Origin of the sequence: Nocardiopsis mwathae, from assembly GCF_014201195.1 — a bacterium.
In the GTDB taxonomy this organism is placed as follows: domain Bacteria; phylum Actinomycetota; class Actinomycetes; order Streptosporangiales; family Streptosporangiaceae; genus Nocardiopsis_C; species Nocardiopsis_C mwathae.
In genome coordinates, this window is sequence record NZ_JACHDS010000001.1 from 69839 (window position 1) to 90842 (window position 21004).

The 21004-nt window shown below is 72.0% G+C and carries 19 protein-coding genes and 1 pseudogene; 9 read left to right on the forward strand and 11 right to left on the reverse strand.

What is annotated here, in order from left to right; all coding sequences use genetic code 11:
- Positions 1-138: 138 nt before the first annotated feature.
- From HNR23_RS00300 to HNR23_RS00315, 4 genes and pseudogenes are all read right to left on the reverse strand, one after another.
- Positions 139-276: pseudogene (locus HNR23_RS00300) on the reverse strand (ferredoxin); the annotation flags it as partial.
- Between the two features lie 5 nt (positions 277-281).
- A complete protein-coding gene (locus HNR23_RS00305) occupies positions 282-797 on the reverse strand; it encodes a cytochrome P450 family protein (RefSeq protein WP_184072333.1) in 516 nt (171 codons plus the stop codon).
- 24 nt (positions 798-821) lie between these two features.
- Positions 822-3623: a pullulanase-type alpha-1,6-glucosidase gene (gene pulA, locus HNR23_RS00310; RefSeq protein WP_184072335.1), complete on the reverse strand. Its 2802-nt coding sequence runs from the start codon at positions 3621-3623 to the stop codon at positions 822-824.
- Between the two features lie 220 nt (positions 3624-3843).
- Positions 3844-5052: a cytochrome P450 gene (locus HNR23_RS00315; RefSeq protein WP_184072337.1), complete on the reverse strand. Its 1209-nt coding sequence runs from the start codon at positions 5050-5052 to the stop codon at positions 3844-3846.
- Positions 5053-5190: 138 nt separating this feature from the next.
- Here HNR23_RS00315 and HNR23_RS00320 point away from each other — a divergent pair, with 138 nt between their 5' ends.
- A complete protein-coding gene (locus HNR23_RS00320; RefSeq protein WP_184072339.1) occupies positions 5191-5862 on the forward strand; it encodes a TetR family transcriptional regulator in 672 nt (223 codons plus the stop codon).
- A gap of 40 nt (positions 5863-5902) precedes the next feature.
- Here HNR23_RS00320 and HNR23_RS00325 read toward each other — a convergent pair whose 3' ends face one another.
- The 3 genes from HNR23_RS00325 to HNR23_RS00335 all read right to left on the reverse strand — a co-directional run bounded on the left by HNR23_RS00325 (position 5903) and on the right by HNR23_RS00335 (position 8667).
- Entirely contained in the window at positions 5903-6502 is a 600-nt protein-coding gene (locus tag HNR23_RS00325) for a methylated-DNA--[protein]-cysteine S-methyltransferase (RefSeq protein ID WP_184072341.1), read from the reverse strand.
- Positions 6499-8157 (reverse strand): DNA-3-methyladenine glycosylase 2 family protein, encoded by a 1659-nt coding sequence (locus HNR23_RS00330; protein WP_184072343.1) that lies wholly within the window; start codon positions 8155-8157, stop codon positions 6499-6501. The genes HNR23_RS00325 and HNR23_RS00330 overlap by 4 nt, the downstream gene beginning before the upstream one ends.
- 183 nt (positions 8158-8340) lie before the next feature.
- Complete coding sequence (locus HNR23_RS00335; RefSeq protein ID WP_184072345.1) at positions 8341-8667, reverse strand: hypothetical protein; 327 nt, start codon at positions 8665-8667, stop codon at positions 8341-8343.
- A 158-nt stretch (positions 8668-8825) separates the two neighbouring features.
- Here HNR23_RS00335 and HNR23_RS00340 point away from each other — a divergent pair, with 158 nt between their 5' ends.
- The 4 genes from HNR23_RS00340 to sucD all read left to right on the forward strand — a co-directional run bounded on the left by HNR23_RS00340 (position 8826) and on the right by sucD (position 12997).
- On the forward strand, positions 8826-9242 hold the full coding sequence (locus HNR23_RS00340) for a cobalamin B12-binding domain-containing protein (RefSeq protein WP_184072347.1): 417 nt from the start codon (positions 8826-8828) through the stop codon (positions 9240-9242).
- Positions 9243-9456: 214 nt separating this feature from the next.
- A complete protein-coding gene (locus tag HNR23_RS00345; protein ID WP_184072349.1) occupies positions 9457-10590 on the forward strand; it encodes a calcium/sodium antiporter in 1134 nt (377 codons plus the stop codon).
- Positions 10591-10918: 328 nt separating this feature from the next.
- Entirely contained in the window at positions 10919-12100 is a 1182-nt protein-coding gene (gene sucC / locus HNR23_RS00350) for an ADP-forming succinate--CoA ligase subunit beta (RefSeq protein WP_184072351.1), read from the forward strand.
- A gap of 18 nt (positions 12101-12118) precedes the next feature.
- Positions 12119-12997 (forward strand): succinate--CoA ligase subunit alpha, encoded by an 879-nt coding sequence (gene sucD, locus HNR23_RS00355; protein ID WP_184072353.1) that lies wholly within the window; start codon positions 12119-12121, stop codon positions 12995-12997.
- A 106-nt stretch (positions 12998-13103) separates the two neighbouring features.
- Here the strand turns inward: sucD and HNR23_RS00360 are convergent, their stop codons facing one another.
- The gene (locus HNR23_RS00360) at positions 13104-13310 is read right to left on the reverse strand and encodes a cold-shock protein (RefSeq protein ID WP_184072355.1); all 207 of its coding nucleotides are present in this window, start codon (positions 13308-13310) and stop codon (positions 13104-13106) included.
- A gap of 384 nt (positions 13311-13694) precedes the next feature.
- Here HNR23_RS00360 and HNR23_RS00365 point away from each other — a divergent pair, with 384 nt between their 5' ends.
- On the forward strand, positions 13695-15350 hold the full coding sequence (locus tag HNR23_RS00365; RefSeq protein WP_343070367.1) for a cell division protein PerM: 1656 nt from the start codon (positions 13695-13697) through the stop codon (positions 15348-15350).
- A gap of 10 nt (positions 15351-15360) precedes the next feature.
- On the opposite strand, the gene HNR23_RS00370 is transcribed toward HNR23_RS00365, so the two are convergent.
- Complete coding sequence (locus HNR23_RS00370) at positions 15361-15795, reverse strand: DUF4190 domain-containing protein (RefSeq protein WP_184072357.1); 435 nt, start codon at positions 15793-15795, stop codon at positions 15361-15363.
- A gap of 317 nt (positions 15796-16112) precedes the next feature.
- Here HNR23_RS00370 and purN point away from each other — a divergent pair, with 317 nt between their 5' ends.
- The 3 genes from purN to HNR23_RS00385 all read left to right on the forward strand — a co-directional run bounded on the left by purN (position 16113) and on the right by HNR23_RS00385 (position 19358).
- On the forward strand, positions 16113-16766 hold the full coding sequence (gene purN, locus HNR23_RS00375) for a phosphoribosylglycinamide formyltransferase (protein ID WP_184079660.1): 654 nt from the start codon (positions 16113-16115) through the stop codon (positions 16764-16766).
- Positions 16763-18331 carry a bifunctional phosphoribosylaminoimidazolecarboxamide formyltransferase/IMP cyclohydrolase gene (gene purH / locus HNR23_RS00380; RefSeq protein ID WP_184072359.1) on the forward strand — a complete coding sequence of 523 codons (1569 nt, stop codon included), beginning with the start codon at positions 16763-16765 and terminating at the stop codon, positions 18329-18331. Before purN ends, purH begins: the two co-directional genes overlap by 4 nt.
- 175 nt (positions 18332-18506) lie before the next feature.
- Positions 18507-19358, forward strand: a complete 852-nt coding sequence (locus tag HNR23_RS00385) for a bifunctional methylenetetrahydrofolate dehydrogenase/methenyltetrahydrofolate cyclohydrolase (protein ID WP_184072361.1) — start codon at positions 18507-18509, stop codon at positions 19356-19358.
- Positions 19359-19382: 24 nt separating this feature from the next.
- Here the strand turns inward: HNR23_RS00385 and HNR23_RS00390 are convergent, their stop codons facing one another.
- Both HNR23_RS00390 and HNR23_RS00395 read right to left on the reverse strand, forming a co-directional pair.
- The gene (locus HNR23_RS00390; protein ID WP_184072363.1) at positions 19383-19835 is read right to left on the reverse strand and encodes a DUF3592 domain-containing protein; all 453 of its coding nucleotides are present in this window, start codon (positions 19833-19835) and stop codon (positions 19383-19385) included.
- A gap of 207 nt (positions 19836-20042) precedes the next feature.
- Complete coding sequence (locus tag HNR23_RS00395) at positions 20043-20648, reverse strand: FHA domain-containing protein (protein WP_184072365.1); 606 nt, start codon at positions 20646-20648, stop codon at positions 20043-20045.
- Positions 20649-21004: the final 356 nt, after the last annotated feature.

Sequence of the window (21004 nt, forward strand, 5' to 3'; positions counted from 1 at the left end):
TGAACGGCCGACCCGGGCTGCACGCCGACGGTGCCGGTATCGATGCCGACACCATCGGCCGCGCCGCCGTCGATCTCCTACGGTGAGCGCCCGGACCGGGCAGAGGCGCACGGCCTGGCGCACCCGTCCGGCGCTCTCGCCCCCGGGCCACTCGTTCAGGACGATGACCCTGCCGTCCTCGTCGTCCTGGTCGAAGACGGCCGCGTCGGTGAGCACACACTGCCCGTTCCCGGCGCAGCGGTCGCGGTCCGCTACGACGCGTATCGACTCCGCCATCGCCGCTACCACGCGACGGGAAGCTCGTAGAGGCCGTACACCATCGCATCGTCCTTGCGTCCCAGCATGTCGTCCTCGGTCGGGTGCGCCTCCTTCTCCCGGCACAGGCGCTCCAGGTACCGGCTCAGGTCGGCGGCGGCGCGGTCCCGGTCCTCGTCGGTGACGCCCGCCGACATCATCCTGCAGGTGGTGTCCTCGAACAGGTGGTCGTCGGCATAGGACGCCCCGAGCATTTCGCACACGACGCGCAGGGGAACCGGGAGGGAGAGCATGTCCACCAGGTCCGTGGGAGGTCCCGCGGCGAGCATCGCGTCGATGCGACCGTCCACGATGCCCTGGATCCATGGGCGCATCTCCCGGACCCGGCGCACGGTGAACTCGCCGAGGATGGCGCCCCGTGACCTGCTGTGCTCGGCCCCGTCAAGGTTGACGATCGGCGGACGCTCGTCCTCGCGCGGCTGGATGTGCTCCGGCCCGGCCACGAGCCTGGGGAAGCCCGGGGGTGAGCGGCCCGATGTCATCGCACGGTGCGCATCATCGTGCCGTCAGTGCTCGACGAAGACGGCGACGGTCCGCCCGGGCACCGTCAGGGTGCCGGTTTCCGGGTCGACGGACGATTCCCCGACCACGGGGTCGTCGGACTCCGCCTGGACGGGGTGCAGGGCCGTGTCGGCGCCCCGCAGCGCCTCGACGGTCTGCGTCCGTACGTGGGGGGACGCGTTGAACACGACGGTGACCGATGACCAGCGCGGGTCGACATCCGTGGCGTCGAGGCGCATCGTGATCACGCCCGGCGTCTCCTGAGGGCCGCTGAGCGGGAACGACACCCGGCGCTGCACCTGCTCCGCGGAGCCCAGCGTGAACACGGGTGAGGAGGCGCGGATGCGCAGTAGCTCACCGAATCGGGCGCGGGAGTTCTCGATCGCCGCGCAGTCGGCCCGCAGCGCGGGGTCGGCGAGCAGTGGGCGGGCGTAGGGCCACTTGTCCTCGTTGTCCCTGGCACGCGGCAGCCCCACGCCGAAGTTGTTGCCGTCCGCGCAGTCCCAGTGGAGCCGATTGAACCAGTCACCGGAGTCGTAGGAGTTGCGGTCCAGCGACTTCGAGCGCAGCCGCTCGCTTCCGGCGTGCACGAAAGCGCCGCCTTGGCCGAGCAGTGCGGTGCCGAGCGCCAGCGACTGCATGCGCACGCGCTGCTCCATCGGGGTGCCCGGCGGGAGCTTGTAGGCCAGCGCGTCGTAGAGGGTCTCGTTGTCGTGCGCATCGACGTAGGTCACGGATTCGCCCGGGTGCGCGGTGTAACCGGCGGGGGCGCCGTTGTAGTCGACTTCGCGGCCGGTGACCTCCCGCCCGGAGGAGGCGGTGAACCGGTAGTCCCGGAGGTTTCCGGTCAGCCCGACCTTGATCAGGTCCTGGTAGTGCAGCAGCCGGGCTCGCTGGTGGCCGGGGTCACCGTTGCCGGGTGCCGTGTTGGGGTCGGTGAACAGCCCGGAGCCGAACCCTTGGAGGCGGGGGTCGGCGTCGAACGGGCCGCCGCCGCGCACGCCGTCGCGCAGCCGGTCGTTGAAGGTGCCGATGCCGGTCCCGGCCATGGTGAGCTGGGTGGCCTGCTCGAAGCGGGCGCCGCCCGCGACCTCGCCGAAGTCCCAGCCTTCGCCGTAGAGCACGATCGCCGAGCCGTCCACGCCGTCGCGTTCGGGGGTGAGGTCGTCAAGGGCGGCGCGCACCGCGAGCATGTTCGCCTTGGGGTGGTGCCCCATGAGGTCGAAGCGGAAGCCGTCGACCTTGTACTCGCGGGCCCAGGTCACCACCGAGTCCACCACGAGCCTGCCCATCATGGTGTGCTCGGGGGCGGTGTTGGGGCAGCAGGTCGATTCGGCGACCGAGCCGTCGTCGAGCAGGCGGTGGTAGTAGCCGGGGACGACCCGGTCGAGCACGGACATGGAGTCCTGACCGGTGGCGTAGGTGTGGTTGTAGACGACGTCCATGACGACGCGAAGTCCGGCGCGGTTGAGGCCCATCACCATCTCGCGGAACTCGGTGATGCGGGTGGTGCCGTCGGGGTCGCCGGCGTACGAGCCCTGGGGAACGGTGGTGTGGACCGGGTCGTATCCCCAGTTGAACGCGTCGGCGTGGGCTGTCCGCTCGATGCAGGCCTGCTGCTCGGCGGAGTCGGCGGGGAAGGACTCCAGGTCGCATGCGGGGGTCTTCTGGTCGGAGCGGCGTTCGGGGACGGACCCGAAGTCGTAGGCGGGCAGAAGGTGCACGTGGTCGACGCCGTCCTCGGCGAGGGAGCGCAACTCGGCCATGCCCGCGGTGGGCCGGTCACCGGGGTCGGTGAACGCGCGGTAGGTGCCGCGGTCGGTCTCGGGGACGGTCGTGTCGGAGGCGGAGAAGTCGCGGACGTGCAGCTCGTAGATGGTCGCGGCATGGAGGGGCACGGGGGCGGGCTTGGCCGTTTCCTCCCATCCGTCGGGAGCGAGGGCGGGGTCCGCCGGGTCGGCGATCAGGCTGCGTTGGGAGTCGGCGGCGAGGGCGAGGCTGTAGGGGTCGGTGACCGTGTCGGTGACGATCTCGGCCGTGGTCGGGGCGTAGACCTCCACTTCGAAGGCGTAGTACTTCCCGTTCCAGGCGGTCGGCCCGTGCGCCGACCAGACGCCGGTGCCGTCGTCGCGCTTCATCCGGACCGTGCGGGAGTCGGCGGATCGCGGGCCGTCGTAGAGGACGAGCCGCACGGTGCGGGCGGTGGGCGCCCACACGGACAGGGTCGGCCTGCCGTCCGTCCAGGCGGGGCCGAGCGCGGCGTCGGCGGCCGCCGCGTACAGGTCGTCGAGCACGCCGGGGATCTGGGCCCCGGTCGCGGCGATGACGCGCCCGTCGCGGTCCCGTTCGACGACGGCGACCTGGCCGCGCAGGGCGTCGGCCAGTCGCCCCGAGGTGTCGCCGCGGTGGCCGTCGGCGCCGATCCGCAGGGCTGTGCGGGTGGCGAGGTGGGGCCACTGCGCGCGCTGCTCGTCGGTGAGGCCGTCGGGCGCGGGCCGCAGCGGGATGGTCTGGAAGTCGCCGGTGAGGCGGCCGTCGTCGACGCGGATGGAGGCGTCGGTGGAGTGGACGATGTCGTAGGTGTGGGCGTCGTGGGCGGGGCGGGGCCAGGTGACCGTGGTGCGGTCGATCCAGTGGGCTGTGGCGGTGCCGAGGTCGTGGCCGACCGGGCCCGCCGCCGGGGGCGCGGGTGCCGCGCTCGCCGGGGTGGCTGCGAGGTGTGCCGCCAGCAGGGCGCCGGTCAGGCCGAGGGTGAGGAGCCGTCCGGCGTGCCGTGCGCGCTGTGGCCGGGAACGGAGGCGAGTCATGGGGGATGGTCCTCTCGCTCTGTCGTCGGCGGGTTACGCGAACGGTAGTCAGCCCCTCGTGTGTTGTGCAATCCCTTGCGGAAACTTTCTGCAAGGCCCTGCGGGTGGGTGATGCAGGGGAGAACGGCGGCGCGCGGGGGCCTGGAAGCGGGTGCCCCCAGGCCCGGAGGGGTGGCTCTCCGCGGTTCGACGGGGGCGGCGTCTCCCGCCGCCCTCGCTTTCACCACGCGACGGGTAGCTCCCGCACGCCGAAGACGGTCGACTCGCGGCGGTAGCGGACCTCTTCGAAGGGCACGGCGAGCCGGAGGCCGGGGAACCGGCGCAGCAGGGCGGGGAACGCGAGGTGCATCTCCAGCCGGGCCAGCTGCTGGCCGATGCACTGGTGCGGGCCGTGCCCGAATGCGACGTGCGCCACCGGCTTTCGGGTGATGTCGAACCGGTCGGGGTCGCCGGCGACCAGCCCTTCGTCCCGGTTGGCCGCGGCCAGGGAGGTCTCGACGATGTCCCCGGCCCCGATCCGCCGGCCGCCGAACTCCATGTCCTGCGTCGCGTACCGGGGCATCGGTGCGTGGACCACCGACAGGTAGCGCAGCATCTCTTCGACGGCGGGCGCGACCGCGTCCGGGTCGTCGCGTACCGCGGCGAGCTGGTCGGGGTGGCGCAGGAGCAGGAGTGCGCCCAGGGAGAGCATGTTCGCGGTCGTCTCGTGGCCGGCGATGAGCAACAGGGCGCCGATCCCCGTCAGCTCCTCGTCGGACAGCTCGTCGCCGTGCTCGCGGACGAGGCGGCTCAGCAGGCTCTCGTCGGGCGTCGTCCGGTGCGCGGCGACCAGGCCGCCGATGTAGGCGTTCATCTCGGCCATTCCGGCGATGAACTCGGTGACGGGGGCCGTGTTGTCGAGCAGGCGGGCGGTGCGGCGCTGGAAGTCGGTGCGGTCGTCGTAGGGGACGCCGAGGAGTTCGCAGATCACCATCGACGGGACCGGAAGGGCGAACGACGTGACGAGGTCGCACGGCGGGCCGGTGCGTTCCATGGCGTCGAGGTGCTCTTCCACGATCTCTTCGATACGGGGCCGCATCGCGTTGATGCCGCGGACGGTGAAGGCGTCGACGAGTTTGCCGCGCAGCCGGGTGTGCTCGGGTGGGTCGTGCTCCAGGAGGCGGCCGCTGCGCTCGGCCTCCAAGGGCTCGTCGGGCTTCTCGGGGTTTCTGCGCACGCTGCTGAAGCGGGCGGGGTCGCGGAGGACCGTTCGGACGTCGGTGTAGGAGGTGACGAGCCAGGTCGGGATGTCCTGGCCGAGCCAGGCAGGGGTGTCGGTGGCGGAGACCGGTTCCTCCGCGCGTCGCCGGGCCAGTTCGGGGTGCGGATCGAACGGGCAGGCCGCCGCTCCGCGTCGGGACGACAGGGGCGGGTTCGGGGTCTCCGCCATCTCAGGCCTCCGGAGTGTGGTCGTAGCCGGTCCCGTGACCGGTCAGGGCGCACGTAGAAGTGATCGTGGACTATCACTTAAGTTCGGGGTCGACGGTAGCACAACTGATAGTTCGCTATCAGTTGATAGGGTCGCCCCGTGGCATCGGACGCTCATCGACACACCGACCGGCGGCGAACCCCGGATCCGGGCACCGGCACCGCGGGCGGGCGCCCACTGCGCGCGGACGCCGCCCGCAACCAGCAGCGGATCGTTCGCGCCGCCCGCGACACCTTCGACGAGGTGGGCTACGGCGCACCCCTGGAACAGGTCGCCGCACGCGCAGGGGTCGGCATCGCCACGCTGTACCGCAGGTTCGGCACCAAGGAGGAGCTGCTGCGCGCCGTCTTCGAGCTGCGTTTCCGGGAGGGGATCGACCCCGTCGTCGAACGCGCCCTCCGGGGCGACGACGCCTGGCGCGGCATGGTGGAGGTGATCGAGGCGTGGGCCGGGATGATCGCCCAGAGCGGACCCTCGGCGATGATGGCGCAGGACACGGTCTTCTGCGACGAGAGCTCGGCGCGGTTCTACCGGCCGCTGGAAGAGCTGGTCCGCCGCGCCCAGGAGCACGGGCAGGCCCGCGCCGACCTGGTGCCCGGTGACATGATGCGGGTCCTGGCGATGCTCGGCGGTGTCGTGTTCACCGTGGAGAAGGGCGGCGACGGCTGGCGCCGCTACGTCGCCCTCCTCCTCGACGCGCTGCGCCCTTCGGCCGCCACCGACCCGCTTCCGCCCGCGGCCCCCTTCGTGCTGCCCGGCGAGTGGTGCTGACCGGCCCGGACCGGGGCGGAGGCTGTGCGGGCGGCGCCCCTCACCGGTGGGTGAGGCCCTCCAACCGGAGGAGGTGCCGCTTGCGCGGAAGCCCGCTCGCGTACCCCGTCAGGGAACCGTCGGCGCCGACGACCCGGTGGCAGGGCACGATGATGGAGATCGGGTTGCGCCCGTTGGCCATGCCCACCGCGCGGGAGGCGGTCGGTCGGCCCAGTGCGGCGGCGATGGCCCCGTAGCTGGTGGTCCGGCCGTAGGGGATGGTCGTGAGTTCGCGCCAGACCCGCAGTTGGAACTCGGTGCCGCGGGGAGCCAGCGGCAGGTCGAACGCGGTCAGCTCACCGGCGAAGTAGGCCGCGAGCTGGCGGCGCGTCTCCCGGAAACCGTCCGGGACGTGCTTCCAGTCGGCCTCGACACGTCCCGGCCCGCACTCGGGCTCCGGAAGCATGAACACGCCGGTCAGCGCCTCACCGTCGCCGGTCAGCAGCATCTCCCCGACCGGCGACGCCATCGTGGTGTACAGGGTCGGCCCGTCGCCGGGGCGGGCGAACTCGGCGGCGGGAACCGCGGCGGGCGCCGGCGGGTCCGCTACGTCGTCCGGTACGTCCAGGGGCAGCGGGTCCTGGGCGGTCGGTGTGCTCATCGTGTGTCCTCGGTGGTCGGGCACGGCGCCGGGGCCGGTGCCGGGGCAGGAGTGCGGGGAGACGGGCCGGTGGGGGCGGCGGTCCGCACGGCCGGGCGCGGGCCGCGGGGCGGCCGGTGCGGACCGCCCGCCGACGGGGCGGCTCGGGCCGCCGACGCCCACAGGTGGTGGCTCGCGTACGACCGCCACGGACTCCACGACCGCGCCCTCCGCTCGGCCGAACGCGCGTCGTGCGGGTTGCCCAGGCGCCGCAGGGCCTGGCGCACCCCCAGGTCGGTGTGGAGGAACACGTCGGGGTCGCCCAGCGCCCGCATACGGATGTAGTCGGCGGTCCACGGACCGATACCGGGCAGGTCGCGCAGGCGCGCGCAGGCCTCGTCGCGGTCGGCGCCGGGCCCCAGATCGATGTCGCCGGAGACCAGCGCGCCGGCCAGCGCCACCAGTGCGCGGGCGCGGCCGCGGGGCAGCGGCAGCTCATCCGGGTCCGCCGCGGCGAGGGCCTCCGGCCGCGGGAAGGCGTGGGTGAGGCCTCCATCGGGGGCGGCCAGCGGAGTGCCGAAGCGCTTGACGAGACGCCCGGCGACCGTACGGGCGGCCGCGACCGAGACCTGCTGCCCGACGATCGCGCGGACCGCGAGCTCGGCCGGATCGACATGTCCCGGTGCGCGCAGCCCGGGGGCCGCCGCGACGAGGGGTGCCAGGAGCGGGTCGGGCCCCAGCACCTCGGCCACCGCCTGCGGGTCGGAGTCGAGGTCGAGCAGCCTCCGGCAGCGCTGGACCGCCGTGCCGAGGTCGCGCAGTTCCTCCAGACGCAGGCGGCAGACGACGTGGTCGCGGCCGCCGGCCGGGGCGAGCTCGGCGATGCCGGTGCCGTGCGGGAGGCGCAGCACGCGCCGGTAGCCGGACGGGGTGACCTCCTCCACACCCGGAACGGCGCGGGCACCCAGGAATTCGAGCGCTTGGTCCAGATCGCACGGCGGGCGGTAGGGGAGGCGCAGCGTGATCTGGCCGACCGGCCGCGCACTGCCGGAGGACGCGGCACCGTCGTTGCGGCCGGCACCGCCGCCCACTCTGCGGCCGCGGTCGGCATCGACGCGGTGCGTGGAGCGTTCCCGCAGTTCGCTGGGGGTGTGATCGAACACCTCGCGGACGGTGTCGTTGAACTGGCGGATGCTGGCGAACCCGGCGGCGAACGCCGTGTCGGCCATCGGGAGCCGCGTCGTCTCCAGCAGCACGCGGGCCGTCTGCGCCCGCTGCGCGCGGGCGAGCGCCAGCGGGCCCGCGCCCAGTTCCGCGGTCAGGAGCCGCTGCAGCTGGCGCGGGCTGTAGCCGAGTGACGCCGACAGCCCGGCAACCCCGTCGCGGTCCACGGCACCGTCGGCGATCAGCCGCATGGCGCGGCCCACGACGTCGGCCCGCACGTTCCACTCCGGTGAGCCCGGGACGGCGTCGGGGCGGCACCGCTTGCAGGCGCGAAATCCGCCACCCTGGGCCGCCGCGGCGGACGGGAAGAACACGGTGTTCTCGCGCTTGGGCGTCACTGCGGGGCAGCTCGGCCGGCAGTAGATGCCGGTGCTGGTCACGCCGACAAAGACCACGCCGTCGAAGCGCGCGTCGCCGCTGCGAACCGCGAGGTAACAGTGGTCGTCATCCATCACCCGACCATCCTCGCTCGCCCCGGCCTCGCAGGCTAGCGGATTTCGGACATCCAGCTCACGGCGGCGGACCCGCGACACCTCCACAGCCGCCCCGCGCCTCTCGTTGATCTCGGAGATATTGGGGCCTCCCAGCCGGTTTTCACCCCGATATCCCCGAGATCAACGGATGAGGGGAGCGGGTCAGGGCCCTGCGGTCCTCCCTTCGTCCGTGTCGGACGGCGCCACATCCTCGGCGTGCCGGAGCAGGTAGTCGACGTAGAGGGGCCGCAGCGCCTCCTGCACGTCGGGGTCGCTCTCGGCCGCCAGCGCCTCGTGGAACAGACCGGATGCCTGCGCGACGGTGGCCTGGCTGGCGTCCATGTGGCCGGCCGCGGCCTCGGCGGCCGGCAGACTCTCCAGCAGCCGCCAGAAGAAGCGGATGTCCCACCGGCGCTTGGCCAGCGCGACCGCGCGGTCCCGCAGCTCCATGGTCGTGAGCCGGTCGATCCGGGGCAGATCTTCGGTCATGTTCTTGAAGTACCCGCCCACCGGGCCCTTCAACGGAGCGTGAGCTGCGTTACTCTGCTCACAAGTTCATCCGGGCCGCCCGCGCACGGCTCACAAGGACGGCGCGGGGCGGTTCGATCGGGTGCGGATCCGAGCAGTTGAAGAGAGGCTGGCGGAGCATGGGCGCGTCAACAGCGGTACGGGTCGTCGTCGCCAAACCGGGGCTCGACGGCCATGACCGGGGCGTGAAGGTGGTGGCTCGCGCGCTGCGCGACGCCGGCGTCGAGGTCATCTACACGGGTCTGCGCCAGACCCCGGAGATGATCGTGAACGCCGCCCTGCAGGAGGACGCCGACGCGATCGGCCTCTCGGTGCTGTCCGGCGCACACATGACCATGTTCGGCCGTGTCCTCGAACTGCTCAAGGAGAACGACGCCACCGACATCATGGTCTTCGGCGGCGGCATCATCCCCGAGGAGGACATCCCCGAGCTGGAACGCCTCGGGGTCGCCAAGATCTTCACCCCGGGCGCGACCACGACCGAGATCAGCGACTGGGTCCGGGAGAACATCCGCTCCGCACACGCCGCCGGGTAGCGGCGGCCCCGGGCGGTGACGGCGCCGACCGGCGGCGCCGACCGCCGCGAGCCGATACGCACGCTCCGGTCCTCGGAGCACTGTGGGGAAAGACCCAGGAGGGGAACACCACGGCCGTTCGAGGAAGCGGGAGAGACGTGTCAGGACAAGCGCGACCGCGTCGACGGGGCGGGGCACGTCCCGAGCGGACCGACACCGTCGCAGAGGCGGCCAGGTGACCGTGCCGACGCTCCTCGCCCTGGCGGCGGGGCTGGGCCTGCTGATCGCGGGAGGGGAGTCGCTCGTTCGGGGGGCCGCCTCACTGGCGCGGACCATCGGGATGTCCTCGCTGATGGTGGGGCTGATCGTGGTGTCGTTCGCCACGTCGGCGCCGGAGCTGGCGGTCAGCACGGGGGCGGTGGTCGCCGGCTACCCGGGGCTGGCGGTCGGCAACGTCGTGGGCAGCAACATCGCCAATGTCCTGCTGGTGCTCGGGGTCTCGGCCCTGTGCGTGCCGCTGCTGGTCAGATCGCAGATCGTGCGCACCGATATCCCCGTGATGGTCGCTCTGTCGGTGGGCGTGCTGCTGCTCGCGCTCGACGGAACGGTCGGCCCGGGCGACGGCGTGCTGCTGTTCGCGGCGCTGCTGGCCTATGTCGCGGTCTCGGTGGTCGTCGCCCACCGGCGCCGGAACACCGTCGCCGCGCGCGAGGACGACGGCGCTGCCCGCGGCGCCGGTTCACGCGTCCGACGGGTCCTGGCCGACGCGCTGTTCGTCGCGGTGGGCGCGGCGCTGCTGGTGGTCGGGGCGCGCCTGCTGGTCACCGCGGCCGGTGACATCGCCGCGGCCCTGGGTGTCAGCGACCTGGTCATCGGACTGACGGTCGTGGCCGTCGGCACGTCCTTGCCGGAACTGGTGACCTGTGTCGTCGCGGTGGTCCGAGGCGAGCGTGACATCGCCGTGGGGAACATCGTCGGCAGCAATGTCTTCAACATCGGCTTCGTGCTCGGCGTGACCGCCATCGTCGCCCCCCAGGGGGTGTCCGTCGAACCGTCGGCCATCCGGTTCGACCTGCCGATCATGATCGCCGTGGCGCTGGTCCTGCTGCCGGTCGCCTTCACCGGGTCGGTGGTGACCCGGTGGGAGGGCGCGCTGCTCGTGGCCTTCTACGCCGCCTACCTCACCTACCTGGTGCTCGCCACCACCGAACACGAGGCGTTCAAGTCCTTCGCCGCGGCGATGCTGTGGTTCGCGGTCCCGATCACCGCGCTGTGGCTGCTGGTGATGGCGACCCACGAGCTCCGGGTGCGCCGCCGACGGAGAAGGGACGGCCCGCCCGCCCTGGACCCGGCGGATCCGGGCGGCTGAGCGGACCGCGCCGGTCCGGGGCCTTCGCCCAGCGTGCCGCGGGTCGTCCGGCTGGCGTAACGTGATGTTGACGGCGATGTGACTCGTCACACGAATTCTCACCGCCGCCCCTGGCAGAAGCGGGTCGGACAGCGGCGTTCGGGTATGGATTGACTGGTCAACACGGCCCCGATGTCAGCTGTCAAGGGGCAGGAGGACTAAGCTTCCGCATGTTGCGGATGGCTTTTTCAGCGAACTTCCAACGCGGCAGACCCTGTAGAGGTTCCCGGGTTGAGTGACACGACCTCCGCAAGACACTGCAGCCAGCGAGCAACAAGGACGGACCCTCGTGGACCTTGTCGAGTACCAGGCGAAGGAGATCTTCGCGGAGTATGGGGTCCCCGTACCCCAGGGAAAGGTGGCGAGCACGGCCGCTGAGGCGCGTGCGATCGCCGAGGAATTCGCGGCGGCCGGCAAGCCCCGCGTAGTCGTCAAGGCGCAGGTCAAGACGGGCGGCCGCGGCAAGGCCGGCGGCGTCAAGCTGGCCGATGGCCCCGAGGACGCTCAGGCGAAGGCCGAGCAGATCCTGGGCATGGACATCAAGGGCCACACCGTCCACCGCGTCTACATCGAAGAGGCCAGCGAGATCGCGGAGGAGTACTACTTCTCCTTCCTGCTCGACCGCGCCAACCGCACCTTCCTGTCGATCTGCTCCCGCGAGGGCGGCGTGGAGATCGAAGAGGTCGCGGAGACCGACCCCGACGCCGTCGCCAAGGTCTCGATCGACGCCCTGAAGGGCGCCCCGGCCGAGGTCGCCGCGGAGATCGTCAAGCAGGGCAAGCTGCCCGAGGCCGCCGCCAAGGGCGCGGTCGAGGTCGTCGGCAAGCTCTGGGACGCCTTCGTCGGCAAGGACGCCACGCTCGTCGAGGTCAACCCGCTGATCCTGAGCAAGGACGGCCGCGTGGTCGCCCTGGACGGCAAGGTCACCCTGGACGAGAACGCCGAGTTCCGCCAGGACCTGGAGCGCTTCGAGTTCGCCGCCGAGGGCGACCCCCTTGAGGTCAAGGCGAAGGAGAAGGGCCTCAACTACGTCAAGCTCGACGGCCAGGTCGGCATCATCGGCAACGGCGCGGGCCTGGTCATGTCCACGCTGGACGTGGTGGCCTACGCCGGCGAGGAGCACGGCGGGGTGAAGCCGGCCAACTTCCTCGACATCGGCGGCGGCGCGTCGGCCGAAGTCATGGCCAACGGCCTGGAGATCATCCTGGGTGACCCGGACGTCCGCAGCGTCTTCGTCAACGTGTTCGGCGGCATCACCGCCTGCGACGCGGTGGCCAACGGTATCGTGCAGGCGCTGGAGCTGCTGGAGAACCGCGGCGACGACGTCAGCAAGCCGCTGGTCGTCCGCCTCGACGGCAACAACGCCGACCTGGGGCGCAAGATCCTGAACGACCGTAACCACCCGGCCGTCCGCCAGGTGGACACCATGGACGGCGCCGCTGCTCAGGCCGCCGAACTGGCCGCGAAGTAGGGGCGGAGAAGAGCGACAATGGCTATCTTTCTGACCAAGGACAGCAAGGTGCTGGTCCAGGGCATGACCGGCTCTGAGGGCACCAAGCACACGCGCCGCATGCTGGCCTCCGGCACCCAGGTCGTCGGCGGTGTGAACCCGCGCAAGGCCGGGCAGAGCGTGGACTTCGACGGCACCGACGTGCCGGTCTTCGGCTCGGTGGCCGAGGGCATGGAGAAGACCGGCGCCGACGTCACGGTGATCTTCGTCCCGCCGAAGTTCACCAAGGACGCCGTGATCGAGGCGATCGACGCCGAGATCGGCCTGGCCGTCGTCATCACCGAGGGCATCCCGGTGCACGACACCGCCGCCTTCTGGGCCTACGCCGGTGAGAAGGGCAACAAGACCCGCATCATCGGCCCGAACTGCCCCGGCCTGATCACCCCCGGGCAGTCCAACGCCGGCATCATCCCGGCCGACATCACCAAGCCGGGCCGCATCGGCCTGGTGTCGAAGTCGGGCACGCTGACCTACCAGATGATGTACGAGCTGCGCGACATCGGCTTCTCCACCTGCGTGGGCATCGGCGGCGACCCGATCATCGGCACCACCCACATCGACGCCCTGGCGGCGTTCGAGGCCGACCCCGACACCGACGCCATCGTGATGATCGGTGAGATCGGCGGCGACGCCGAGGAGCGGGCCGCGGAGTTCATCAAGGCCAACGTGACCAAGCCGGTCGTCGGCTACGTCGCGGGCTTCACCGCCCCCGAGGGCAAGACCATGGGGCACGCGGGCGCGATCGTGTCCGGTTCCTCGGGCACGGCCGCGGCGAAGAAGGAGGCCCTGGAGGCCGCCGGAGTCAAGGTCGGCAAGACCCCGAGCGAGACGGCCAAGCTCGCCCGCGAGCTGTTCTAGGCCCACTCCCCCGAAAAGGGGAGCGGAGGCTGGACCGGTCCTGCCGTATTCGCGTGTGTGCCCCGCCCCCGGAAACGGGGGCGGGGCACACACGTGCGGCCAGAGGTCACCCGATGGCACGGACCTGTGTCGCCTGCGGCCCCTTCTCACCCTGACTGGCCTCGAACTCGACGCGCTGGTTCTCCACCAGGACCTTGGGCTCGCCGCCCTCGATGTCCGTGTGGTGCACGAACAGGTCCGCCTGGCCGCCGTCGGCCGTGATGAAGCCGAACCCCTTGTCGGCGTTGTACCACTTGACGATCCCCTGTGCCATGAATCCTCGTCCCTGTTCCTCGCGGGCGGTCGGTGACCGGTGGTGGGGCATCGACCGGAAGGGTGGGTCCCCTCTCGGCAATAATGCCACGTTCGGTAGCTGATCTCTCACTCAGAGTGATTGCGTTTGGATGGGGATCGGGGGGCGACCTCCGGCAAGTCGGTCCGTGTCCGTGCGACCGGGGCATCGGCGGCCGGGCGACACACGTGGTGCGAAGACTCCCGAGACCGGAACAAGGCTGGCAGCATAGGCCGGGTGAGTGCGCCCGCAGATCCTCCCGCGAAGCATCCTCCGTCGGCGCGCGGTCCGGCCCGGAGCGGCGGGACCTCGCGTCCGCGTCCGGAGGCCTCCGACGCGCCGCCCGCCCCCCGCGACACGCGCCCGGTGTACACGGCCGGTGGTCTGGCCGCCGGCTGGGCGGCCGGCGTCGGCCTGGTCGTGCTGCTGACGGTCACCGCGATCGGCTGGGCGGCGGCCCCGCACGGCGCGTTCGACCAGGACGTCGACGGCGTGCTGCGCACCGCCGTGCAGATGTGGCTGGTCGGCCACCTCGTCGGCTTCGGGATCCCCGGTGGCCAGGTCGGCATGCTCCCGCTCGGCCTGGTGGTGCTGCCGGGCCTGGTGCTGTACCGGTCCGGGCGGTGGCTGGCGCGCAGCTGCGAGCTGCCCCGGCTGCGCCACCTGTTCCGGGCCGCCCTGGCGATCGCCGGGCCGTATGCGGCGATCTCAGGGACGCTCGCGTTGATCGGGCAGACCGAGGCGATCCGCCCGAGTGTGGTGCAGGCGCTGCTCGCGGGCTTCGCGCTGGCCTTCGCCGCCGGGGGCATGGGCGTGCTGCACCAGCTGCTGAAGGACAAGGGCATCCCCAAGCGGCGGCTGCTGGAGGTCATGCCGGAGCGGCCGCGCTCGCTGCTGGCCGGAACCCTCGGCGCCACCGGGACGCTGCTGGTGGCCGGGGCGCTCCTGGTGGCCGTTCCCCTCGCCCTGAACCACGGGGAAGCCGCCGCGATCACTCACCAGCTGTCCCCCGGCATCATCGGCGGCATCCTGCTGATCCTGCTGCAGCTGCTCTACCTGCCGAACGCCGTCGTCTTCGGGACGGCCTACGCGATCGGCCCCGGCTTCGCGCTCGGCAGCGGGACCATGGTGGCGCCGACCGGGATCACAGTCGGGGCACTGCCGCTGTTCCCGATGCTGGCCGCACTGCCCGACAACGGTCCGGCCCCCGCGATCTCGCTGGTCGCCCTGGCCGCGCCGTTCGCCGCCGGGATCGTCGGCGGAATCCTCACCCAGCGCAGCGCGCCCACCCTGGTCGGCGAGGCGGCGCCGCTGTGGGGGTTCGTCTGCGGGGTCAGCACCGGCCTGGTCCTCGCCGCGCTGTCCCTCATCGCCGGTGGCTCGCTGGGCGCGGACCGGCTCGCCGTGGTCGGCCCGTCGGCCTGGCAGGTGGGGGTGATCACGGCCCTGGAGGTCGGGGTCGCCGCCGCGATCACGGCATGGCTGGCCAACTGGCGCTACCTGCGCCGGATACGGGCGGCCGAAGGGGAGGACGGTCAGCGGCCGCACGCTGGGCCGCCCCCGGGGGCGGAGCGCGCGGACGCGGTCACCGAACCCCGCGCCGCGTCGTCCGACACCGGAGCCTCCGACACCGCCCCCGCCGATGCGCCGACCGCCGACGCCGCTCCCACACTGACGCTGATCAGGACCGACCCGGACACCTACTACGTCGAGGACCGGGGCGCCGCCGACCCCGTGGATGAGCCGGAGACCGGGACCGGCGGGGCCACCCGTCCGCGCCGCCGGATCGCGCTGCCGACCTGGCGTCCGCGCCTGCCGCACTGGGGCAGGGGCAGGGGGAGGACCGGCGGGAAGGGGAGCGGAGCCACCGAACCCGACGACGCCGAGGAGCTCTACGGCATCACCTATGAGGTCGACCCGGACGACGGCGCACCCCCGGAGGCGGAGACCGAAGCAGGGACGGCGGAGCACAGCGTCGGTCGCCGCCCAGACGGGCCCGGGTCCGGGCACCGCGACCGGTAGCCGCGCCTGCTCAGGCCCCGATGTTCGGAATCCGCACGTTCTCCTTGGGGACGCCGGTGCGCTCGGCGATCGCGTCGCGCAGGCCCTCCTGCAGCGCCTCGTCGCACTGCTGCTGCGTGCTGACCGTGTGCGCCCGCGACGAGCACTGCTGGTACGCCTCGACCTCGTCCCAGAACATCAGCATTCCCATGTACATGAAGGCGGCGAGGACGAGACCGAGCCACCCCAGCACCATGCTGGGGACGGCGCCGGGCGCCGTCGTGGTGTTCTCCTTGGCCGCGCGGCGGGCCTTCCGCCCCTGGTAGATGCCGATGACGCAGAGCAGCGCTCCGAACGGGAAGAGCAGCACCAGACCGGCGGTGGAGAAGATCAGCCCCCACAGGCCGCCTCGCTCAACGGCGGGCTGCTGCCCGTCGGCACGCGGTCCGGTCGGCTCGTTGGTCACGGAGGCTCCTTCGATGCTGCGGTGCCATCTGGCGGTGTGGCGAATGCGTCGGTGCACGGTCGAGGACGCGCGCTCGCCGAGAGGGGCGGGCGCGCACGCGGCCGCCAGACCGCGCAAGTCAAGGGTCCTCTTGGAGTAGACGCTACCTCGCCGGATAGGGTGTTCACGCGGACGGGGCGCGGATCCCATCCCCCGCCCCGCCCGGCATCGGGCCTATCCGCACACCCCGGATGCTGCGCTGTTCACACCGCGCCCCCGGGAAACGCAGGACCGCGAGTGTTCGGCGTATCGAATTTCTCAGCACGGGAGGAAGCACTCTGTCGGCGCGAGTAGTCGTCCTCATCTCAGGGACGGGAAGCAACATGGCGGCCCTGCTCGACGCGGCGGCCGACCCGGGCTACGGGGCGGACGTCGTCGCCGTCGGCGCCGACCGCGCGAGTGCGGGCGGACTCGACCTGGCCGAGCAGGCCGGCGTCCCCACCTTCGTCACCCCGTTCCGCGGTTACCCCGACCGCGAACAGTGGAACTCCGCCCTGGCCGAGGAGATCGCCCGGTTCAAGCCCGACCTTGTGGTCTCGGCCGGATTCATGCGCATCCTCGGCCACGCGGTGCTGAGCCGCTTCACCGTCGTCAACCTCCACCCCGCGCTGCTGCCCTCCTTCCCCGGTGCGCGCGCCGTCCGCGACGCGCTCGCCCACGGCGTGAAGGTCACCGGCGCCACCATCCACTTCGTGGACGAGGGCGTCGACACCGGCCCGATCATCGACCAGGCCGCGGTCCGGGTCGAGCCCGACGACGACGAGGCCTCCCTGCACGAGCGCATCAAGCGGGTGGAGCGCACCATGCTGGTCGACGTCGTCGGCCGCCTCGCCAGGGACGGATGGACCCTGGACGAACGACACGTGCGGCTGGGCTCGCCCGAGCCCGGACCGGCGCAAGCATCCGGCTACGTTGCAGAGGAGAACCGGTGAGCCAGCAGGCCGTTCGGCGTGCGTTGATCAGCGTTTACGACAAGACCGGGCTGGAGGAGCTGGGTTACGGCCTGGCCGAGGCCGGGGTGGAGATCGTCTCCACCGGCTCCACCGCCGCCCGGCTGACGGCGGTCGAGGTCCCCGTCACCCCGGTGGAGGACGTCACCGGCTTCCCGGAGTGTCTCGACGGCAGAGTCAAGACCCTGCACCCCCGGGTCCACGCGGGCCTTCTGGCCGACCGCGCCAAGGAGGAGCACCGCGCCGCCCTCGACGAGCTCGACGTCGAGCCGTTCGACCTGGTCGTGGTCAACCTCTACCCGTTCCGCGAGACGGTGGCCTCGGGCTCCTCGCCCGAGGAGTGCATCGAGAAGATCGACATCGGCGGCCCCGCCATGGTCCGCGCGGCGGCCAAGAACCACGGCAGCGTCGCCGTCGTGGTCGACCCGACCCGCTATGACGAGGTCCTGGAGGCCATCCGGGCGGGAGGCTTCACCGCCGAGCAGCGCCGACGCCTGGCGGGGCAGGCCTTCGCCCACACCGCGGGCTACGACGCCGCCGTGTCGAGCTGGTTCGCCACCGCCTACGCGCCCGACGAGGTGGCGGCGCAGACCGGGTGGCCGGACTTCTACGCCGACTCCTACGAGCGCGTGTCGACCCTGCGCTACGGCGAGAACCCGCACCAGACCGCGGCGCTGTACCGGGGCGACGACCCGGCCGGCCCCGGGTTGGCCGGTGCCGAGCAGCTGCACGGCAAGGAGATGTCCTACAACAACTACGTGGACGGCGACGCCGCGCTGCGTGCCGCCTACGACTTCGCCGACCCGTGCGTCGCGATCATCAAGCACGCCAACCCGTGCGGCATCGCGGTGGGCGCCGACATCGCCGAGGCGCACCGCAAGGCGCACGCCTGCGATCCGGTGTCGGCGTTCGGCGGTGTCATCGCGACCAACAGGCCGGTGAGCGTGGCCATGGCCGAGCAGGTCACCGACATCTTCACCGAGGTCGTGGTGGCCCCGGAGTTCGAGCCGGGCGCCGTGGACGTGCTGACCCGCAAGAAGAACATCCGCCTGCTCACCGTCGCCCCGCCGGACCGCACGGCCCGGCCCGAGGCGCGGCAGATCAGCGGCGGGGTGCTGCTGCAGGCCGCGGACACCATCGCGGCCGCCGGCGACGACCCGGCGGAGTGGGAGCTGCGGGCGGGCGCCGCGGCCGACGAGGCGACCCTGGCGGACCTGGCGTTCGCCTGGCGCGCGGTGCGGGCCGTGAAGTCCAACGCGATCCTGCTGGCGGCCGACCGCGCCACGGTGGGCGTCGGCATGGGGCAGGTCAACCGGGTGGACTCGGCGCGGCTCGCGGTCACGCGCGCGGGCGACCGGGTGAGCGGGGCGGTCGCGGCGAGCGACGCGTTCTTTCCGTTCCCCGACGGCCTGGAGGTGCTGACGGACGCGGGCGTGCGGGCCGTCGTCCAGCCGGGCGGGTCGGTGCGCGACGAGGAGGTCGTCGCGGCCGCCGAGCGCGCGGGGGTGACGCTGTACTTCACCGGCACCCGGCACTTCTTCCACTGATGCCACCCGCCGGGGCCGCTCGGCCGGACGACGTCCGCGGTGGCCGCAGCGGTGTCGAGGGCGATCGCCTGCACACCACGTGACGGCGGAGAATCGCACCATCGGCGACAGCGAGGTGGGGGCCGTCCGTCCCGGGCGGCCGAGGACCGCACACAAGGTAAGGACGACAACGCTCGTGAGCGCAGAGATTCTCGATGGCAAGGCGACCGCCAAGGCGATCAAGGCGGAGCTGAAGGAACGTGTGGCCGCGCTGCGGGCCAAGGGCGTGGTCCCCGGTCTGGGCACGGTCCTGGTGGGGGACGACCCCGGCAGCCACTCCTATGTCAACGGCAAGCACCGCGACTGCGCGCAGGTCGGGATCGAGAGCATCCGCCGCGATCTGCCCGCCACGGCCACGCAGGATGAGATCGAGGCGGCCGTCGCCGAGCTGAACGCCGACCCGGCGTGCACCGGGTACATCGTGCAGCTGCCGCTGCCCAAGGGCCGCGACGAGAACCGGGTGCTGGGCCTGATCGATCCGGACAAGGACGCCGACGGGCTGCAGCCCTCCAATCTCGGCAAGCTGGTCCTGATGGAGGAGGCGCCGCTGCCGTGCACGCCCCGCGGGATCGTGGAGCTGCTGACCCGCTACGGCATCCCGCTGAAGGGTGCCGAGGTCGTGGTGGTCGGCCGGGGTGTGACCGTGGGCCGCCCGCTGGGCCTGCTGCTGACGCGGCGCAGCGAGAACGCGACCGTGACGCTGTGCCACACCGGCACCCGCGACCTGGCCGAGCACACCCGCCGCGCCGACATCGTGGTGGCCGGGGCCGGTGTGCCCGGTCTGATCACCGGGGACATGGTCAAGCCCGGGGCGGCGGTGCTGGACGTCGGTGTCACGCGTACCGACGACGGGCTGGCCGGGGACGTGGCATCGGACGTCCGCGAGGTCGCCGGGTACGTCTCGCCCAACCCGGGCGGGGTCGGCCCGATGACCCGGGCCATGCTCATGGTCAACGTGGTGGAGGCGGCCGAGCGCCGACTCGGCTGAGGCCCGCCGGGTGGCGGAGCGGGGTCACAGCAGGGCGCCGACCAGGCCCACCACCGAGATCGTGAGGAAGATCAGGCCGAAGGCCATGAAGCCGTAGGCGATGAACCTGCCGCTGGAGTCGCCCGCGATCCGGAAGCTGTCGGGCGACTCGGGCAGGTAGAGCACCTGCACGTAGTCACCGCGCCGGTAGCGGGGCGGGTCGGTGCCGACGGTGGAACGCCGCAGGACGTCGTGGCCTTCCGCGGTCCGGTAGGCGACCACCGGGTGGTAGTAGGTCGAGGTGACCCGGGATCCGTTCCGGCCGCTGCGAGTACTCGTCCGTTGGACGACGTCGACGACCTGGCCGGGGGCGCTCACCCCGCGGTTCCGGTAGACGCTCTCCCGGCGTGTCATGGCGATGCCGATCACGCCGAAGAGGATGCCGAACAGTCCGAAACCCGTCATCACGATGAGCAGGACCTCGTCGTGGCTCGCCATGCCGTACGCACCTCTCCGTATCGCAGTGCCGACACTCCGCCGTCGGCGCGGTGTCCTCCGGCGCGCGGGAGGACGGGATAGGGCCGGCGCTCCCGCGCCACACGCGTGTCCGCGTGCCGAGCCGGTGTGGGGTTCGACGCGTGTGGCGCGGTGGGGGTTCCGGGCGGCCCGGGTGGCCCGCGGGGCTGCGCGTCCGCGGGCTCGGGGTCAACCGGCCTTGCGTTCCCGGTCCAGGACCGGCATCGGGCGTACGAGGCCCAGGGCGACGACCTCGTTGGCGAGCCTGGTGCGCCGGTTCGGTCCTTCCGGGATCCGGAACTTCTGATAGAGGCGGAGCAAGTGTTGTTTGACGGCGGCCTCGGTGACCACCAGGTCCTCGGCGATCTCGCGAGCGGTCGCGGGGGAGACGAACGCTTCGTCGGAGAGGGCCGGGCGGCACAGCGATGTGAGGACGTCGAGTTCGCGGCGCGTCAACTCGGGGGTGGCGCCCTTGCGGAGCTCGACGTCGGGGTGGAGTTCCTCGCGGGGGAGCCCGCCGACTTTGCAGCGCGAGGTGCCGAAGGTGACGACATCGCCCTCTTCGAGGACCCTGCGCGCGATGGGGCGGCCGTTGACCCTGGTGCCGTTGCGCGACAGTCCGAGGTCGACGACGTACACGTAGGGTCCCCGGCGGACCAGCTCCGCGTGGAGCTGGGAGACGCTCGGGTCGCTCAGGTGGATGTCGGCTCCCTCACCACGTCCGACCGTGGTGACCTCGGCGTTCAGCTGCTGTACGTCCCCGCTTTCCTCGACCCGTATGTAGGGCCCGTCCACGGTTGTTCCTCCCAGTGTGGGGCGCGATCGATGAACGTTCTCACAGCGTGGCGAGGCAGGCTGCCTGACGTTGGAGGCGGTTCGGTTGCCGGTCGCTGGTCGAGTGGGGTTCATGGGGGGCTGTCCTCGCTCACCGTGGCGCTCATCTGGTGAGTGGTTACCCGGGCACTGTGGGTTCTACGCGCTTACTCTCCGGTTAGACAGCTATCGCGACAGGTTTACACCGGATTCCGGCGATTGGGTCGTTACGTAGAGCAGTGGCTTGGGCGCCGATACGGTGGGGCATGGGGCCGGGACGGGTCCGGGCTCACTAGAATGAGTGGCGCTGTAGCCAGTAACGATGTGTGGTCGATCAA

Excerpts from the sequence above, each read along its gene's own strand:
- pulA (WP_184072335.1), bottom strand. The coding sequence starts at position 3,623 with ATGACTCGCCTCCGTTCCCGGCCACAGCGCGCACGGCACGCCGGACGG.
- HNR23_RS00390 (WP_184072363.1), bottom strand. The coding sequence starts at position 19,835 with ATGGCGAGCCACGACGAGGTCCTGCTCATCGTGATGACGGGTTTCGGA.
- HNR23_RS00330 (WP_184072343.1), bottom strand. The coding sequence starts at position 8,157 with ATGGATGACGACCACTGTTACCTCGCGGTTCGCAGCGGCGACGCGCGC.
- HNR23_RS00340 (WP_184072347.1), top strand. The coding sequence starts at position 8,826 with ATGGGCGCGTCAACAGCGGTACGGGTCGTCGTCGCCAAACCGGGGCTC.
- HNR23_RS00315 (WP_184072337.1), bottom strand. The coding sequence starts at position 5,052 with ATGGCGGAGACCCCGAACCCGCCCCTGTCGTCCCGACGCGGAGCGGCG.
- HNR23_RS00360 (WP_184072355.1), bottom strand. The coding sequence starts at position 13,310 with ATGGCACAGGGGATCGTCAAGTGGTACAACGCCGACAAGGGGTTCGGC.
- HNR23_RS00305 (WP_184072333.1), bottom strand. The coding sequence starts at position 797 with ATGACATCGGGCCGCTCACCCCCGGGCTTCCCCAGGCTCGTGGCCGGG.
- sucD (WP_184072353.1), top strand. The coding sequence starts at position 12,119 with ATGGCTATCTTTCTGACCAAGGACAGCAAGGTGCTGGTCCAGGGCATG.
- HNR23_RS00325 (WP_184072341.1), bottom strand. The coding sequence starts at position 6,502 with ATGAGCACACCGACCGCCCAGGACCCGCTGCCCCTGGACGTACCGGAC.
- HNR23_RS00335 (WP_184072345.1), bottom strand. The coding sequence starts at position 8,667 with ATGACCGAAGATCTGCCCCGGATCGACCGGCTCACGACCATGGAGCTG.